This window comes from Streptomyces sp. NBC_01217, from assembly GCF_035994185.1.
Taxonomy (GTDB): domain Bacteria; phylum Actinomycetota; class Actinomycetes; order Streptomycetales; family Streptomycetaceae; genus Streptomyces.
Map to the genome: position 1 here is coordinate 1909027 of NZ_CP108538.1, position 17406 is coordinate 1926432.

Consider the following 17406-nt stretch of genomic DNA (forward strand, 5'->3'; position numbering starts at 1 on the left):
TGCGGTACGGTGGGCTGCATGGAAACTACGTACGCTGTACTTAGTGAAGGTCTGGAGAAGCGATACGGCGATGTCCACGCGCTGCGCGGGCTCGATCTCGCGGTTGCCGAGGGCACCGTCTGCGGAGTGCTGGGTCCGAACGGCGCGGGCAAGACCACCGCTGTCCGGGTGCTCACCACACTGACGGCCCCGGACGGCGGCAGCGCCCGGATCGCGGGCCACGACGTGGTGCGCGAGGCGGCCGCGGTGCGCGCGGCGATCGGCGTCACCGGGCAGAACGCCTCGGTCGACGGCGAGCTGTCCGGCCGGCAGAACCTGCGGCTCTTCGCCAAGCTGCTCCGGTTCCGCGGCGAGGCCGCGCGCACACGCGCCGACGAGCTCCTGGAACGCTTCGAGCTGACCGACGTCGCCGACCGCCCGACCCGCACCTACTCCGGCGGCATGCACCGCCGCCTCGACCTCGCCGCCAGCCTGCTGACCCGGCCGAGGGTGCTCTTCCTGGACGAGCCGACCACCGGACTCGACCCGCACAGCCGCAACCAGATCTGGGCGGCGGTGCGCGAACTGGCCGGCCGGGGCACGACCGTCCTGCTCACCACGCAGTATCTGGAGGAGGCGGACCAACTGGCCGACGACATCGTGCTGATCGACCGGGGCCGGGCCGCCCACCGCGGCACCCCCGCCGAGCTGAAGGCCCGCATCGGCAGTTACGCCGAAGTGGTCGTCGCCCACGAGTCGTCGCTGGTCCCGGCAGCAGGCGTGCTCGACCGGCTCACCGGCGCGGAACCGGTGTTCGACCACGAGCGCCGCGCCGTGGGCGCCGTCACGACCGACACCACGCTCACCCTCCCCCGTATCGTCCGCGAACTCGACGCGGCGGGCATACCGCTGATCGACGCGAGCCTGCGCCCGCCGACGCTCGACGAGGTCTTCCTCCGCCTGACCGACCGCGGCGACGGCCGCACCTCCCCGCCCCTGAAGGAGACGGCAGCATGAGCGGTACCACTTTGATCCACGAGCGGCCCGCCGCGGCCGCCGCGAGCACCCCGGTCACCGACGCCCTGGCCGTGCTGGGCCGCCATCTGCTGCGGATCAAAACAGCGCCGGGCGTGGTGATCCTGACCCAGACCATGCCGATCACGATGCTGCTGTTCTTCGGCTACGTGTTCGGCAGCGCCCTGGCCGTGCCCGGCCGCGAGTACCGCGCGTTCCTGGTGCCGGGCCTGCTGGCGGCGACGGCGGCGGGCGGCATCATGACCGGGATGTTCCAGGCCTCGCAGGACTGCGACCGCGGGGTGATGGACCGGTTCCGTACGCTGCCGATGAGCCGGTTCGCCGTGCCGTTCGGCCAGACCGCCGCCGATCTGCTGACCACGGCCGTCGGCATGATTCCGCTGATCCTGGTAGGACTCGCGGTCGGCTGGCGGATCGAGGGCAGCCCGCTCGCCGCCCTGGGAGCCCTCGGACTGCTGCTGCTCCTCCGGTTCGCCACGTCGTGGCTGGGGTGCTGGCTGGGGCTGCTGATCCGCAACGAGGAGGTGGCCGGCCAGCTGGGCAGCGCCACGTTCGTCCTGCCGCTGCTGTCGAGTGCGTACATCCCGACCGACAATCTGCCGGGCTGGCTGCGGACGGTCGCGGAGTGGAACCCGATCAGCGCCATGGCCTCGGCCACCCGTGAACTGTTCGGCAACGCGTCCCCGGCCGCCGACGCCGCCTGGCCGGTCGCCCACCCGGTGGCGGGGACGCTCGCCTGGTCGGCGGCGCTCCTCGCGGTGTTCGTGCCGCTGGCCATACGCCGTTATGCGCGCGGCGGTGAGTGACCATCACCGTGTGCCGCGCCCGGCGAACACACCGAAGCGCTGCTGCGGGCCCTGGGGGGGGGGAGGGGAGAGCAGACAGCAGCGCGGCGCCGGGACGGTGTGATCGCCCGATCGGTCCCGAGCGGGGGGACCTGGGCGACGGACCCTGGCCGGGGAGCCCGGGCGGTGGACCGATATACGGTCGTGACGGGCCGTCGGGTCAGTGGCGGCTGCCGAAGAGCGAGCGTCGCAGTCGCCGCAGCGGCGCGAAGAGGGAGACCCGCGCGCTCTTGCTCCGCCGGCTGTGGGCGGCATCGCGCGAGGTGAGCTCGCGCATCAGCAGCGTCGCCTCCGCGGCCTCCCGCTGCGGGACGGCAGGGCCGCCGAGCACCGCGAGATGGCGGTCGAGGCGCGAACTGGTCGCACTGCTCCCACAAGTAATGGCAGGCACTCGCGGCCTGCTGCGCATCGCTATCTGTTCCATGTCACTCCCCACCCGTACGAGGGCACCCGGCCCGGGCAGGTTAACCCTATCACCCCGCGACGACACTCGTGTATCCCGGTCGCAGGATTCAGCACACACATACGGAGGTTGACGACCACTCCCTGAATCCACCCGATTCCAGGGCGAGTTGGACAGATCGGAAGTGGTTCGCCCGCAATGGAGCGGTGGACTGCCGGACGGAGACCCCTGCGTACGGGGCCTCCTACCCGTCAGACGGCTGAACGGGCCCGGCTCATGTACGGGGTGGGGGGTCAGGCGGCCGAGGCGAAGGCGGGCAGGTAGCCGCCCGACTGTCCGGCGGCGGTGGGGTGGTAGGACTCACCGATGTTGAGCCAGTTGACGCTGTGCAGCCAGGCGTCGCCGGAGCAGATCTCGTGGCCGGTGAACCGGCCCGTGACGTCGGCGAAGGTGAAGCCGTGGTCGGCGGCGCGCTTGGCGGTCGCCGTGTTGAGGTAGTCGGCGGCACCGTTGATCGCGGTGCGCACCTTGTCGCTCAGACCGACGATGCAGCTGCCGCCGATCTTGTAGAAGCGCGGGTAGCCGATGACGACGACACGCGCGGACGGCGCCTTGGCACGGATCGCCGAGTACACCGAGTCGAGGTTGCCGGGCAGGGTGGTGTCGACATAACTGCGGGCCGTGGCGATCCGACTGAGGCAGGTGGCCTCCGACGAGATGACACAGGTGGTCATGACGTCGGCGAAGCCCGCGTCGTTGCCGCCGATGGAGATGGAGACGAGGTCGGTCGAGGAGCTGAGGGGGCCGAGCTGACCGGCCGTGACATCACCCGTACGGGCGCCCGAGCAGGCGGTGAAGGCGAAGGAAGAGGGGGCGTTGGCGGCGGCCCAGAGCTTGGGATAGGCCTTGGTGCTGCGCTTGCAGTCACCGCTGGCGCTGTCGTAGCTGCCGGATCCGACCCCCGAGGAGTACGAGTCGCCGAGAGCGACATAGTCGACGGCCTGGACGGACGACGCGGCGTTGGCGGTGGCCGCTCCGGTCAGAGCGAGCACGGCACCGAGCAGGAGCGAGGACGAGAACGCCACGAGTCTGGACATTTTCATGGAACCTCCCTTGGACCGACCGGCGGGATCTCCGCCCGGTCTGCCGTGTCCGTGGTAGCAGCACCGGCCCCACCACCGGAAGTGTCCATGCCAAAATGCTCCAATGAGTTCTCCTGTGCGCCCCCCTGAAGTCGTGTCATGTCCGTAGTGCGCCCGCCGGGAGCGGGAGGAAGGTGTCGAAACCTGGGTGCACCGGATGCCCCCTTGCCGGATCATGGGCACCATGTCTGCCAACCCTGAGTCCGCTCTGCCGATCCGGCTCACCGTCGACGACAGCGATTCCCCGTCCGACGTCGTCGACGCGCTGTTCCTCGGCCGCTTCGCGACGGGCGAGCAGCCGTATTCGCACAGCTCCTCGCTCGACCGCGTCAAGGCCGGGGCCACGCTGCTTCCCCCGGCCGCCAAGGTGCTGCGCGCCGCCCGCGACGACGACCGCAGCGCCACGCTCGCCGAGGGCGAGGGCTGGACGCTGCTCGTCTCGCGGTGGAACCGCGGCGCCGATGTCACGGTCACCGCGACCAGCCCGGAGCTGGCGCAGAAGATCCTCGGCCAGGCGACGGACGGCGCCCAGGACGAACCCGAACCACAGCCCGAGAACGTGACGATGGGCTTCTGGTACGTGTCCCCGCGCCGCGGCCCGTACCGCACCACCCGGCAGATCGCCGCCGGCACCTGGGACGAGGTCCGAAGCAACTACACGGCACCGGTGGCCGATGCCATGGGCCGGCTGATGAAGGTCACACCCGACGACATCGCCGGCCGGCTGCTCCTGCTGCACGGCCCGCCCGGCACCGGCAAGACCTCCGCACTGCGCACGCTCGCGCGCTCGTGGCGGGACTGGTGCCAGGTCGACTGCGTGCTCGATCCGGAGCGGCTCTTCAACGACGTCGGCTATCTGATGGACATCGCGATCGGCGAGGACGACGGCACGGCGAAGGGCCGCTGGCGGCTGCTGCTCCTGGAGGACTGCGACGAGTTGATCCGCGGCGAGGCCAAGCACACGGCGGGCCAGGCCCTGTCGCGGCTGCTGAACCTCACCGACGGGCTGCTGGGCCAGGGCCGCAATGTGCTGGTGGGCGTCACCACCAACGAGGACCTGGAGCGGCTCCACCCGGCCGTGGTCAGGCCCGGCCGCTGCCTCGCCAGGATCGAGGTGGGCTCACTGACCCGCAGGGAGGCGGTGTCCTGGCTGGGCACGGAGCAGGGGGTCGGCCGCGAGGGCGCCACGCTCGCCGAGCTGTACGCGCTGCGGCGCGGCAGCGGTCCCGCATCGGTGCCGAAACAGGATTCCGGCGCGGACGCGGGGCTGTATCTCTGATCCCGGCAGTTGTGTCCTCAAGTGTGTCCTCAAGTGCCGTACGGGCCGGAATTCCAGTCCGCCCAGCGCTTGAGGCAACCCGCACGCCGGACGGTCCGGCCCCCGCTCACCGCACCCCGTACGCCGCCCGCACCGCGTCCTCGGCCAGGGACAGCGCCTCGGCCCGGGACAGGCCCAGCCGCCGGGCCTGCTCCGCGTACTCCTGCGCCGCGGCCGCCGCGTGACGGTCCGCCGCATCACCGGCAGCGGCGATGAACGTGCCGTTGCGGCCACGGGTCTCGATCACCCCGTCGGTCTCCAGCGCCCGGTACGCCTTGGCGACGGTGTTCGCGGCGAGGCCGAGCTCCTCGGCGAAGCCGCGTACGGTCGGAAGTCTGAAACCGACGGGGAGCGCGCCGGAGCGGGCCAGTTCGGAGATCTGCGTGCGCAGCTGCTCGTACGGGGCGGCACCGGCGTCCGGGTCAATGGCGATCTTCAAGGTCACGCGCCGATTGTCCCCCACCGCCGGAAAATCAGGGGCGCCCCGTGCGGTCCTACGCGTAACGTCCGGCCCATGACTGTCCTGGTTCGCGACTTCCTGCCCGCCGACGCGGAGGCCTGGGTACGGGTCCGGCGTGCCGCACTGCCCTTCATGGTGACGACTCCCGAGCAGGTCGCCTTCGACCTGGCCTCCGCTCATCCCGCCAAGCGCTACCGGCTGCTGGTCGCCGAGGAGGACGGGGAGCTCATCGGGACCGCTCAGGTCGGTCTCGCCCACGACAGCACCGAGCCCGGCCAGGCATTCTGCAATCCGTACACACATCCGGACCGCACGGGGCGCGGGGCGGGCGGGCTGCTGCTGGGCACGGCCGAGGAGTATCTGGCGCGGGAGGGCGCGCTCGCGCTCTACACCTGGGTGCTCGACACAGCGTCGAACCGTGCCTTCGCCGAGAAGCGCGGCTATGCGCCGAGCCGCTCGGCGCACTTCCTCCACCTCGATCTCGCGGGCGGCACGCTGCCGCCCCGTCAGCAGCTCCCCGCGGGCGTCGAGCTGCGTACCGCGGCGGATTTCGCGGACGACCCGCGCCCGGTGTTCGAGGCGGACGCCGAGACCACGGCGGACGAGCCGAGCGACATCCCGGCCGAGCTGTCCGACTACGAGGACTGGCTGGGTGAGACCTGGCGCCATCCGGCACTCGACCACGAGCTGACGTCGGTCGTGCTGGTCGACGGGGAGGTGGCGGCGTTCAGCGCGGCACGGACCGACGGTCTGACCCGCTACATGTCGGGGATGACCGGAACCCGCCGGGCCTACCGCAACCGGGGCCTTGCCAGGCTCGCGAAGAACGACTCGCTGCACCGGGCGCGCGCCGCCGGGTACACGGACGCGTACACCGGCAATGACGCGGACAACGGCCCGATGCTGGCGGTCAACCGATGGTTCGGCTACGAGGTCTGCGCCACGGAGGTGCGGTATGTCCGCGAGCTCGGTTGAGGTCACCCTGGTCAAGGCAGGCCGGACGAAGATCAGCTACCCGGCGACGGTGGTACGCGACGACGGCGTCCGGCTGACGGTGACGGCCCCGTGGGCCGCTCCGGGCGTGCGTGACTTCGGCTTCGTACGGTTCGAGCCCGGCGATGTGTTCACCGAGCACTACTGGCGCGACCGCTGGTTCGCCGTCAAGGAGGTCCATACCGGCGCGGGCGAGCTCAAGGGCTGGTACTGCGACATCACCCGTCCCGCCGTGCTGCGGGACGGCGGGCTTCTGGTCGAGGACCTGGATCTCGATCTGTGGGTGTCGGCGGACGGCTCGTCCGTACTCCGGCTGGACGAGGACGAGTTCGAGGAGAGCGGTCTCGCCGCACGCGATCCGGCGGCGGCCGGGGCGGCCCTGCGGGCGCTGGACGAGCTGGAGCTCCTGGCCCGCGCGGAGGGCCTGGCGTCGCTGCTGGCCTGACGGAGGCAGAGGCGCGCCCCGGCCGACAGCGTCGGCCCTCCCGCCGGAGCCCGGCTGATCTAGAGTTCTCAGGCCAGTTCCTCACCCGGTGACCTGAGAAGGAATCACGGATTATGCCCACTGAGACGTTCGAGTTTCAGGTGGAAGCCCGCCAGCTTCTGCAGATGATGATCCACTCGATCTACTCGAACAAGGACGTGTTCCTGCGCGAACTCGTCTCCAACGCCTCCGACGCCCTCGACAAGTTGCGGCTCGAAGCGCTCCGCGACGACTCTCTCGGCGCGGACGTGTCCGACCTGCACATCGACATCGAGACCGACCGGCAGGCCCGTACGCTGACCGTGCGGGACAACGGCATCGGGATGTCGCACGAAGAAGTGGTCCAGCTCATCGGGACCATCGCGAACTCGGGCACCGCGAAGTTCCTGCGGGAACTCAAGGATGCCGAGGACAGCGCCGCGGCCGAAGGACTGATCGGCCAGTTCGGAGTCGGGTTCTACTCCAGCTTCATGGTGGCCGACGAGGTCACGCTGGTGACCCGGCGCGCGGGCGAGAGCCGGGGCACCCGCTGGACGTCGAGCGGCGAGGGCACGTACACGATCGAGACCGTCGACGGCGCTCCCCAGGGCACCGCGGTCACGCTCCGGCTCAAGCCGGAGGACACCGATGACCGGCTCTACGACTACACCTCTCCCTGGAAGATCAGGGAGATCGTCAAGCGGTACTCGGACTTCATCACCTGGCCCGTCAGGATGGTCCCGGAGACCCCGGACGCGGACGCCGCGGGCACGGACGCGGCGTCCGACGACGCCCCGCGCGAGCCCGAGACCCTCAACTCGATGAAGGCCCTCTGGGCGCGCTCGCGCGACGAGGTCACGGACGACGAGTACCACGAGCTGTACAAGCACATCAGCCACGACTGGATCGCCCCGCTCGAAACCATCCGGCTGCAGGCGGAGGGCACGTTCGAGTACCAGGCGCTGCTCTTCATCCCGTCGCACGCGCCCCAGGACCTGTTCATGCAGGGGTACAAGCGCGGCATCCAGCTCTATGTGAAGCGCGTCTTCATCATGGACGACTGCGAAGCGCTGATGCCGCCGTACCTGCGCTTCGTCAAGGGCGTCGTCGACGCGCAGGACCTGTCGCTCAATGTGTCGCGCGAGATCCTCCAGCAGGACCGCCAGATCCAGCTGATGCACCGGCGCCTGGCGAAGAAGGTGCTGTCGACGGTCAAGGACATGATGTCCGCCGACCCGGAGCGCTACGCCACGTTCTGGCGGGAGTTCGGCCGCGTCCTCAAGGAGGGGCTGCTGAGCGACTTCGAGAACCGCGACGCCATCCTCGGGGTCGCCTCCTTCGCCACGACCCACGACAAGGACGAGCCGGCCACTCTGCGGCAGTACGTGGAGCGGATGAAGGACGGCCAGGAGCACATCTACTACCTCACGGGTGAGTCCAGGCAGTCCATCGAGAACTCCCCGCACATGGAGGCGTTCCGGGCCAAGGGCGTCGAGGTGCTGCTGCTGACCGATCCGGTCGACGAGGTGTGGGTCGAGGCGGAGCCGGAGTTCGACGGCAAGAAGCTGCGGTCCGTCGCCAAGGGCGAGGTCGACCTCGGCACCGAGGAGGAGAAGAAGGAGGCCGCGACCGAGCGGGAGAACCGCCAGCAGGAGTACGCGGATCTGCTCGCCTGGATGACGGACCGGCTGAGCGAGACCGTCAAGGAGGTACGGCTCTCCTCACGCCTCACCGTCTCCCCCGCCTGCATCGTCTCGGACACGCACGATGTGACACCGGCCCTGGAGAACATGTACCGCGCGATGGGCCAGCCCGTCCCGCACGTGAAGCGCATCCTCGAACTCAACCCCGAGCACCCGCTGGTCAGCGGCCTCAAGCAGGCGCACGCCGGACGCGGTGAGGATACCGGCACCGGGCTGGAGGAGACGGCCGAACTCCTCCACGACCTGGCGCTGCTGGCCGAGGGCGGCGAACTGGGCGACCCGTCGCGCTTCGTCAGGCTGATGGCCGACCGCCTTGAGCGCACCCTGTGAGCGAGAGCCACAACTCCCGGCGCCTGCCCGCCGGATCACGGCCCGGGGGCCTGTCCACCGGATCACGGCCGGACAGGCCCTAGTCGCGGCGCCGCGCCCATACATCGGTGTGCGGCGCCGTCTCCTCCGGCGCCGGGCGGTCCTGAAGGATTCCGGCGACCAGCTCCACCTCGTACCCCGCCGCGTCCTCCAGGTAGGCGGCGATGTGCCCGTCGCCGCCCGCGTGCGGGTAGCGGTCCGCGAAGAGCGGCCGCCAGCCGTGCTCCGGGGCCCTGGCCACCAGTGCGTCGAGGGTGGCCCGGTCCCGGACGTGGAACGCCAGGTGGTTGAGGCCGGGGCGGCGGCGGTCGTGCGCCCCGGCCGTCAGGTCGGGTGACTGCTCGACCACCACATAGCTGTCGCCGCGCCGCCAGCTCCGCCCGTTCTCCCAGCGCTGGTACGGGAGATGGCCCAGCTCGCCGAGCAGCCAGCCCCACCCCTGCTCGGCCGTCGGCAGATCGGGCACCCACAGCTCGATGTGGTGCACCCCGCCGGTGCGGGCCCCGCCGGCCGGCAGCGGTACGGCGCGGTGGATGCCGTGCGGCTGGTACGCCACGGTGTCGCCGTCCTCATGCCAGTGGATCAGGAACTGCTGCCCCGCGCGGTAGCCGTCGAGCCCCGCCCGGCAGTAGGCGACGATGTCGTCCGGAAGGGCGTCCAGCGGGAACCACGCCAGCTCGGAGCACTTGTCCGGTTCGCGGTTGTACGGCGGGCGGGCCGGGTCGTACTCCGCCTCGAAGAACCAGCCGGTCCTGGGGCTGGCGCCGGGGCCGCGGTGCTGCATGACCAGGGCGACCCGCAGCTCGTCCGGACCCAGCTCGACACCGATCTCCTCGGCGGCCTCGCGGATCATCGCCTCGCGGACGTCCTCACCGTCCTCGACGTGTCCGGACGGGCCGTTGAACAGCCCGTCCGCATACCCCGTACCGGCCCGGCGGGCGAGCAGGACCTCGGGGCCGCGGCGGAGGATCAGATGCACATCGACGACCTCGGTGTGCCGGTGCGGCGGCTCGGCGCGGGCCACCAGGGCGTAACGCTCGTCGTCGACCTGCTTGCCCCACAGGGCCGGATCGCCGGAGAGCCGCTCGTGGTGGATGCGTTCGGTGAGATCCGAGAGCAGTCCGGTCAGCCGCTCGGCGGAGAGCCCGACGCCGCCCCAGACGCCTTCGATCAGGATCAGCCGCCCGCCGGGCCGCAGCAGGGTGAACCAGTGGCGCAGAACCGCCGCCGGATCGGGCAGCAGGAACACCACGTGTCTCGCCATGATCACATCGAACTGCTGCTTGCCGACCGGTGGTCGGGCCGCGTCCCCGAGAATCACCGCGGTACCCGTCCCGGCGAGCTTGGCCCGCGCCTGCTCCACCATGCGCGGCGAGCGGTCGACGGCGGTGACCCGGTGCCCCTGCCCGGAGACGAGCAGCGCGAGGCTTCCGGTGCCGCACCCCAGGTCGAGCACCTCGGAGCGCCCGCCGGGCAGCCAGCTCTCCAGCCGCTGCGCCCAGGCGTGCCGCACCACCGGATCGAGCAGCCCGTGGTCGGGCTCCTCGTCGAAGGAGTCGGCTGCGGAATCCCAGTCGATCGTCGTCATGAACCGATCGTGCCATCCGCCACTGACAACGTCGATCAGCGGCCGGCACGCCCCACGGCCCGTTGTTCTTAATCGCCGCTGAGCGGTTCCTTAAGGCGGTCATAACGATCGCCGTCACCGCGCTCAGCAGCCGTTTTCGGGTCCGGGAGCGGCTAGCTTCTGTCCCGCCCAGACGTGGACCGCCGAAGGAGAAACGCCACCATGTCCGTCATCAGGACCGCCCGCCGCAAGGCCTTCGCCATCGTCGCGCTCGGTGCGGCGCCGCTCGCGCTGACCGCGCTCGCCGCGGCTCCGGCCGCCGCCCACGGCTCGCTGACGGATCCGGTCAGCCGGGTCTCGGCCTGTTTCGCCGAGGGACCCGAGCATCCGAAGTCGGCGGCGTGCGTGGCCGCGGTCGCGGCGGGCGGCACGCAGGCGCTGTACGACTGGAACGGGGTCAACATCGCCAATGCGGCGGGAAATCACCGGCAGTTGATCCCGGACGGCAAGCTGTGCAGCGCGGCCAACGACAAGTTCAAGGGGCTCGATCTGCCGCGCGCCGACTGGCCGTCGACACAGATGACGGCGGGCAGCCACACCTTCCGCTTCCGGGCCACCGCACCGCACAAGGGCTCCTTCGAGCTGTATCTGACCAAGGCCGGCTATGACCCGACGCAGCCCCTGAAGTGGTCGGACCTGGAGGCCGAGCCCTTCGCCACGGCCACCGATCCGAAGCTGGAGAACGGGTCGTACGTCTTCGACGCCGCCGTGCCGAAGCGTTCGGGGCGGCAGCTGATCTACACCGTCTGGCAGCGTTCGGACTCTCCCGAAGCGTTCTACGCCTGCTCCGATGTGGTGTTCGGCGGCGCGAGCGGCAGTGGATCGGTCGGCGCGGTCCCGGCGCCGGCCGCGTCGGCGCCGACCGAGCGGGAGATCGCCGGGGGCGCCGAGAAGTCGTCGGTGGAGCACGGCGGCCATGGTGACGACGACGCCGGTACGGGTGCGAAGGTCACCGAGGCCGCTCCGGCGGCCGGATCCGGGGCCGCTCCTTCCGGGGCGAACGCACCCGAGCCGGACAGCGTCACCACCCCCGCCCCGGCGGGCGAGAGCCTCGCCGAGACGGGTGGCGACGGCAGCACCCCGTACCTCGCGATCGGCGGTGCGACCGCGCTCGCCGTGGGCGCGGCCACCCTGTTCGCCTCGGTCCGTCGCCGGTCCGGCAGTGCGGCCCGGCACGGACGCTGAGAGGCGGTTCAGGCCTGATCCGGACGAGAGGCGGTCAGGCCTGATCCGGACGAAGAGCCTCAGCCGATGACGGAGGCGCAGGTGGTCGGGGTGGCGTGCGCCGGGTCCAGGGCGTTCGCCACCTCGTGGTAGGCGATCCGGTCGATGGTCCCGATCGCCACATGCTCGGAGAGGTCGATCGGGCACAGGTCCTGGAGCAGGACGTTGCGTACGTTCGGCCCGTCCAGGTACTGGCTGCGGTACGGGGTCACGACCTCGTCGTACCTGGTCGCGATGACGGTGTAGCGCACTCCGGGCACGGTGTCGCCGCCCGCGTTGAGCTCGGTGATGAAGGGGGAGCCCGCCACCTGGTCGGCGAGGCCGGGTGTGTTGGCGTTCAGCAGGTCCTCCGCGCCCGGGAAGTACGGCAGCAGTTTCGTCAGGCCGAGGAGGGTGGTGCCGTGGTTGTCGGGTGCGAGCCCGATCATGGCGTTCACCTTGGGGGCCCCGCCGAGGAACTTCAGGTAGTAGTTCGGCATCATGCCGCCCTGGGAGTGGCCGACGATGTCGGCCTTGGGCGCTCCGGTGGACGCGAGCACCGTGTCGACGAAGGCGGCGAGCTGTCCGGCCGATTCGTCGATCGGGCCGAGACCGTGGAAGAACGGCACGCCGGGCAGTTGCCCGTAGTCGAGCGAGTAGACGCAGTAGCCCCGGTTGACCAGGTAGGGGGCGAGGACCAGCCAGTTGTCGATCGAGTTCCCGAAGGTTCCGTGGACCAGGACGACGGGGCGGGGGTGGGCTGCGGAGGGCTTGCAGGAGTAGTCGTTCCAGCCACGGGAGGTGGCCGTGACGGCGGTGGGGGTGGCTGCAGCGGCAGTGGCCGTGGGGGTGGCGACTGCGGCGACGGCGAGGAGCAGCGCGGCGAGGGTTCTCCGCGCACGTGGGGTGCGCGGCGCACGTGTCCAGGGCAGCATCGTGTGGTCTCCTTGCGGCTCAAGGGAGTTGCGATGTCTGTGCGCCCTGCGGCCCGGACCACAAGTTCTGTACCGACGTTCTATGTGCTCATGCCAAATTACGCGCGAGTAAGGTGACGGGGGAAGTTACGCGTCGGTAAAAACTGACGTGGCATCACTCCAGTTCCAGATCACCCCATATGGCGATGGGTCAGGCGGCGAGCCGGCCCGGTATCACCGCCTGCGGACCGAACCTGGCCCGCAACCGGTCCGCCACCGCCTCGATCCGCCGCGCCCGCTCGTCCACCGGATCGAACGACAGCTGGTGCGCGGCCCGTTCGCGGTCCATGAGCCCCTCCGCACGCAGCCCGATCCCCCGCACCCGGGCCCGCTGCAACCCGAACGAGTCATGGATCCGGTACGCGAGTCCGGTGAGCGCCGCGGAGTGGGCGGTGGGTTCCGTGAGCGTACGGCTGCGGGTCAGCGTCGAGTATCCGGTCCGGTCGGCACTGCGCACGGAGACCACGAGCCCCCGGCACACCTGCCCGTCCCCGCGCATCCTGGCCCCCAGCTCCTCGGCGAGCGACATGAGCGCGCGGCGCTGCCGCTCCCGGTCCAGCTCGTCGCGCGGGAAGGACCGCTCGGCGGCGACCGACCGGGCGGCGGCGTTCGGCTCGACCCTCGTACGGTCGATGCCGTGCGCCCGCTCCCACAGTTCGCGCCCGGTCCGTACGCCGGTGATCCGCTGCAGGGTGCCGAGCGGGGCCGCCGCGATCCGGCCGACGGAGTCGAGCCCGTATCCGCACAGGGTGCGGGCGGTCGCCGCCCCGACGCCGTCCAGCGCGGCGGCCGGCTCGGCCGCGAGGAACGCGGCGCCCCCGCCTCCGGGCACCACGAAGGTCGCACCGGGCGCGGCCCGCCGCGCCGCCATCCGGGCCAGCATCGGGTTCTCGGCCGCCCCGATCACGCAGTCCACACCGTGCAGGGCGAGCGCACGGACCCGGATCACCGAGGCCAGCCCCTTCACATCCCGCCCGAAGTAGCGCAGCGCACCGCGCACATCGACGAGCGCGGCGTCCGGCTCGACCGCCTCCACGATCGGGGTGAACGCACCGAGCAGGGCGAGCAGCCCGGCGTAACCGGCACTGTCCGGGAGGCCGCCGCCGACCTTGCGGAACCGCAGATACAGGAGGCCCGGCTCCTCGTAGGCGTCACTCATCCCGCACTCCCCGGGCTCTGGTGCCACAGTTTCCTTCCGGTGGCGACTCCTTCGCCGGGCGGCTGGAGGTCGGACCAGGGGTTCATCTCGTACCCCGTGGGCATCTGGATGCGCCGACCGCCGTCACCACCCCCGGGAGCCTCTTCGGCCGGAGCCTGCGCCAGTCGCGCCGCGACCGCGTCGAGTCCGCCGGTACGCCGCAGCTCGGCCAGTTCCGCCAGATTCCAGGCGGCCTCGCCGACCACGCTGAGACTCCGCGGTCCGCGCCGTTGCACCACTCCGCGCACCAGCAGCAGCCAGGAGTGGAAGACGGTGTGCGCGCAGGCGGCGTGGCTGTCGTCGAAGAAGGCCAGGTCGACCAGGCCCGTGCCGTCGTCCAGGGTGGTGAAGACGACCCGGCGGCCGGAGCGGATCGGCGGGGTCTGCGTGGCCGCCTTGGCGCCTGCGACCAGCACGGTCTCCCCGTGCCGTGCCTCGCGCAGCCGCTTGGCGGAGACCGCGCCGAGCTCCTTCAGGAACGCGTGGTGATCACCCATCAGATGGCGGGAGACGTCCATGCTCAGCACGCCCAGCTCGGCGCTGAGGCGTTCGGCCTCGTTGAGGTCGGGCAGCCCGATGGAGCCGGTCCGGTGTCCGTCGCCGAGCGGGAGCTGCGCACCGGCGGCGCCGGAACGCGCACCCCGCTGGGCGCGGTGCAGTTCGGACAGATGAAGCAGCAGATCGCGCCGGTTGGCGCCGAACGCGTCCAGCGCGCCGACCTGGGCCAGCCGTTCGGCGACCGGCTTCGCCGGCCTGGCCCGCTGCCAGAAGTCCAGCAGCGAGGCGTAGGGCTGCCCGGCCTCGATCCGGGCGACCTCGGCCCCGCTGATGCCATGGACGTCCGAGAGCGCGAGCCGCACCCCCCACGTCCTGGAGCCCTCCCCCTTACCGGACACCAGTTCGATTCGATGAGTGGCCGCCGACCGGTTCACATCCAACGGCAGCACCGGAACACCACGCCGCCGCGCGTCCGCGAGCAGCAGCCGCTTGGGATACATCCCCGGGTCATGGGTGAGCAGCCCGGCGTAGAAGGCTGCCGGGTGGTGCGCCTTGAGCCACGCCGACTGGTACGTCGGTACGGCGAAGGCGACCGCGTGCGCCTTGCAGAAGCCGTACGAGCCGAACGCCTCGATGATCTCCCACGTCCGGGCGATCACTTCGGCTCCGTACCCCTTCCTCGCCGCCCGCTGGGCGAACTCGGCCTTGATCCGGCCCTGCAGTTCGGGGTCGGAGAGCCCGCGCCGCACCCGGTCGGCCTCGTCCCGGCCGCAGCCGGTCATGATGTCGATCATCTCGATGATCTGCTCATGGAAGACGACCACCCCGTACGTCTCGCGCAGCGGCCCTTCCAGATCGGGATGCGGATAGCGCACGGGCGCACGGCCGTGCCGGGCCTCGATGAACGGCCGCACCATGTCGGCGGCGACCGGCCCGGGGCGAAACAGCGAGATGTCGACCACCAGATCGTCGAAGGTGGCGGGCTGGAGCCTGCCGATCAGATCGCGCTGCCCCGGCGACTCGATCTGGAAGCAGCCCAGCGTCTCGGCGCTCCTGATCAGCCGGTACGTCTCCGGGTCGCCCTGCGGTACGGCGTCCAGGTCCACGTCCTGGCCGGAGGCCCTCTTGACCTCCGTGATCGCGTGCGCCATCGCCGACTGCATCCGCACGCCGAGCACATCGAGCTTGAGCAGCCCGAGGTCCTCCACGTCCTCCTTGTCGAACTGCGCCATCGGGAGGGGGGCACCTCCCATGCCCTTAAGGCTATGGGGGCCTTCGCCGCTGGTGGGCACGACAGGCGTACGGCGCAGCAGCGAGGCGTCCGAGAGGAGCACCCCGCACGGGTGCATGGCGATGCCGCGCGGCAGGGCGTCCAACGCCTCCACCAGCTCCCAGAGCCGCCCGTACTTCTCCTTCTCCCGCGCCACCTCGCGCAGTTCGGGCAGCTCCTCCATGGCCGCGCGGGCGTCGCGGGCCCTGATGTGCGGGAAGGCCTTGGCGAGCCGGTCGATCTCGGCCGGGTTCATGGAGAGCGCGGCACCGACGTCCCGGATGGCGTGGCGCACCCGGTAGGTCTCGGGCATGGCGACGGTCGCGACCCGCTCGGCGCCGAAGCGCCCGATGATCGTGCGGTAGACGTCGAGCCGGCGGGCGGATTCGACGTCGATGTCGATGTCGGGCAGCACGAAGCGGCGCTTGGAGAGGAAGCGCTCCATCAGCAGCCCGTGCTCGACGGGGTCGGCGTGGGCGATGCCCAGGAGGTGGTTGACCAGCGAGCCGGCTCCGGAGCCGCGCGCAGCCACCCTGACCTTCATCTCCCTCACGTCATCGACGACCTGGGCGACCGTCAGGAAGTAGGAGGCGAAGCCGTGATAGGCGATGATGTCCAGTTCCTGGTGCATCCGCTCCCAGTAGTCGCGCCTGCGGTCGTAGCCGCGCAGCACCATTCCGGCGGCGGCGCGGGAGGCCAGTACGCGCTGGGCGGTGCGGCGGCCCGCACCGACGAGGTGCGGCTCGGGGAAGTGGACGGTGCCGAGGCCGAGGTCGCCCTCGGGGTCGACGACGCAGGCGTCGGCGGTGCGCCGGGTCTCCGCGAGCAGCCGTGCTCCGGCATCGCGGCCGAGTCCGGCGGCAAAAGTGATCCGCTCGGCGGTCTCCCGCATCGCACGGTCGTCCTTGAGCCAGCGCTCACCGCTGTCGAGCGGGGCGCGGCGCGGATCGACGGGGACGAGCCTGCGGGCGGCGTCGAGCACATCGGCGACCGGGCCCTGACCGGCATCGGCGTACCGGACGGCATTGGTCAGCACGGCCCGCACCCCCTGCTCGGCGGCGAAGCCGACGGTACGGGCGGCGAGCCGCAGCGATCCGGGGCCGGTGCCTTCGCGTCCGTGGTGGACGGCTTCCAGGCGCAGGTCCTCGCCGTAGATCTCCCGCCAGGGCGCGAGCAGCACGGCGGCCCGGTCCGGGCGGCCCGCGGCCAGCGCCCTGCCGACGTCGGAATCGGGGCCGAGCAGCACGGTGAGCCCTTCGGCGGGCAGCTCGGCCCTGCCGACCATGGGCTGTCCGGCACCGGCGGACACGGGTGCGGAGGCATGGGCGGCGGTGACAAGACAGCACAGCTCCGCCCAGCCCTGCGCACCGTCCCGGGCGAGGAAGGTGACCCGGGGTGCGGATTCATCGACAAAGGCACCCCCGCGGACCGGGGTGCGCAGTCGATGCGTACGCCCGTCCCCTCCCGTACGCTCCGCCGCCGCAGGCCCCACCGCGAGCCCCACTCCGAAGAGCGGCCGCACCCCGGCCCTCTCGCAGGCCTTGGCAAAGCGGACCGCACCCGCGAGCGTGTCGCGATCGGTCAGCGCGAGGGCGTCCATCCCCCGCTCCGCGGCGCGCTCCGCCAGCCGCTCCGGGTGCGAGGCCCCGTATCGCAGGGAGAACCCGGAAACGGTATGCAGATGCGTGAACCCTGGCATCCGCACCTCCTGGACCGATCCGCACTCACCCCCCCTCGCTCCCCACCATAGACCAAGTTTCGAACATTCGTGCGATACCCGAAGCGCGGACGACGCCGGAGCACTCCTCGGCGCCGACACTCCACGATGTGCCCGGCGGTCCGCCGCGGTGCGCCTCCTCCACGGACCAGGACTCCCGGGACCAGGACTCCCGCCTCGATGCCGCGCCGGGCAGCGGGCTCCGCGAA

Annotated in this window: 14 protein-coding genes; 7 read left to right on the top strand and 7 right to left on the bottom strand. The window is 71.2% G+C overall.

What is annotated here, in order from left to right:
• Positions 1-18 precede the first annotated feature (18 nt).
• Both OG507_RS08280 and OG507_RS08285 read left to right on the top strand, forming a co-directional pair.
• Positions 19-996, top strand: coding sequence for an ATP-binding cassette domain-containing protein (locus OG507_RS08280; RefSeq protein WP_327366497.1), 978 nt, complete (start codon positions 19-21; stop codon positions 994-996).
• Entirely contained in the window at positions 993-1820 is an 828-nt protein-coding gene (locus tag OG507_RS08285) for an ABC transporter permease (RefSeq protein ID WP_327366498.1), read from the top strand. Before OG507_RS08280 ends, OG507_RS08285 begins: the two co-directional genes overlap by 4 nt.
• Before the next feature lie 199 nt (positions 1821-2019).
• Here the strand turns inward: OG507_RS08285 and OG507_RS08290 are convergent, their stop codons facing one another.
• Both OG507_RS08290 and OG507_RS08295 read right to left on the bottom strand, forming a co-directional pair.
• Entirely contained in the window at positions 2020-2283 is a 264-nt protein-coding gene (locus tag OG507_RS08290) for a hypothetical protein (protein ID WP_327366499.1), read from the bottom strand.
• Between the two features lie 272 nt (positions 2284-2555).
• Complete coding sequence (locus OG507_RS08295) at positions 2556-3365, bottom strand: SGNH/GDSL hydrolase family protein (protein ID WP_327366500.1); 810 nt, start codon at positions 3363-3365, stop codon at positions 2556-2558.
• A gap of 196 nt (positions 3366-3561) precedes the next feature.
• Here OG507_RS08295 and OG507_RS08300 point away from each other — a divergent pair, with 196 nt between their 5' ends.
• The gene (locus tag OG507_RS08300; RefSeq protein ID WP_327371900.1) at positions 3562-4683 is read left to right on the top strand and encodes a DUF5925 domain-containing protein; all 1122 of its coding nucleotides are present in this window, start codon (positions 3562-3564) and stop codon (positions 4681-4683) included.
• Positions 4684-4789: 106 nt separating this feature from the next.
• On the opposite strand, the gene OG507_RS08305 is transcribed toward OG507_RS08300, so the two are convergent.
• On the bottom strand, positions 4790-5167 hold the full coding sequence (locus OG507_RS08305; RefSeq protein WP_327366501.1) for a GntR family transcriptional regulator: 378 nt from the start codon (positions 5165-5167) through the stop codon (positions 4790-4792).
• Positions 5168-5236: 69 nt separating this feature from the next.
• On the opposite strand from OG507_RS08305, the gene OG507_RS08310 reads away from it, so the two are divergent.
• From OG507_RS08310 to htpG, 3 genes are all read left to right on the top strand, one after another.
• On the top strand, positions 5237-6157 hold the full coding sequence (locus OG507_RS08310; RefSeq protein WP_327366502.1) for a GNAT family N-acetyltransferase: 921 nt from the start codon (positions 5237-5239) through the stop codon (positions 6155-6157).
• Positions 6138-6620, top strand: coding sequence for a DUF402 domain-containing protein (locus OG507_RS08315; protein WP_327366503.1), 483 nt, complete (start codon positions 6138-6140; stop codon positions 6618-6620). Before OG507_RS08310 ends, OG507_RS08315 begins: the two co-directional genes overlap by 20 nt.
• 113 nt (positions 6621-6733) lie before the next feature.
• A complete protein-coding gene (htpG, locus tag OG507_RS08320) occupies positions 6734-8671 on the top strand; it encodes a molecular chaperone HtpG (RefSeq protein WP_327366504.1) in 1938 nt (645 codons plus the stop codon).
• A 79-nt stretch (positions 8672-8750) separates the two neighbouring features.
• Here the strand turns inward: htpG and OG507_RS08325 are convergent, their stop codons facing one another.
• Positions 8751-10298 (bottom strand): trifunctional class I SAM-dependent methyltransferase/NUDIX hydrolase/VOC family protein, encoded by a 1548-nt coding sequence (locus OG507_RS08325; RefSeq protein ID WP_327366505.1) that lies wholly within the window; start codon positions 10296-10298, stop codon positions 8751-8753.
• A 201-nt stretch (positions 10299-10499) separates the two neighbouring features.
• Here OG507_RS08325 and OG507_RS08330 point away from each other — a divergent pair, with 201 nt between their 5' ends.
• Positions 10500-11522 (top strand): lytic polysaccharide monooxygenase, encoded by a 1023-nt coding sequence (locus OG507_RS08330; protein ID WP_327366506.1) that lies wholly within the window; start codon positions 10500-10502, stop codon positions 11520-11522.
• A 59-nt stretch (positions 11523-11581) separates the two neighbouring features.
• On the opposite strand, the gene OG507_RS08335 is transcribed toward OG507_RS08330, so the two are convergent.
• The 3 genes from OG507_RS08335 to OG507_RS08345 all read right to left on the bottom strand — a co-directional run bounded on the left by OG507_RS08335 (position 11582) and on the right by OG507_RS08345 (position 17179).
• Entirely contained in the window at positions 11582-12475 is an 894-nt protein-coding gene (locus OG507_RS08335) for an esterase/lipase family protein (RefSeq protein WP_327366507.1), read from the bottom strand.
• A gap of 190 nt (positions 12476-12665) precedes the next feature.
• Positions 12666-13673 carry a DNA polymerase Y family protein gene (locus OG507_RS08340; RefSeq protein ID WP_327366508.1) on the bottom strand — a complete coding sequence of 336 codons (1008 nt, stop codon included), beginning with the start codon at positions 13671-13673 and terminating at the stop codon, positions 12666-12668.
• Positions 13670-17179, bottom strand: coding sequence for a DNA polymerase III subunit alpha (locus tag OG507_RS08345; RefSeq protein WP_327366510.1), 3510 nt, complete (start codon positions 17177-17179; stop codon positions 13670-13672). Before OG507_RS08345 ends, OG507_RS08340 begins: the two co-directional genes overlap by 4 nt.
• Positions 17180-17406: the final 227 nt, after the last annotated feature.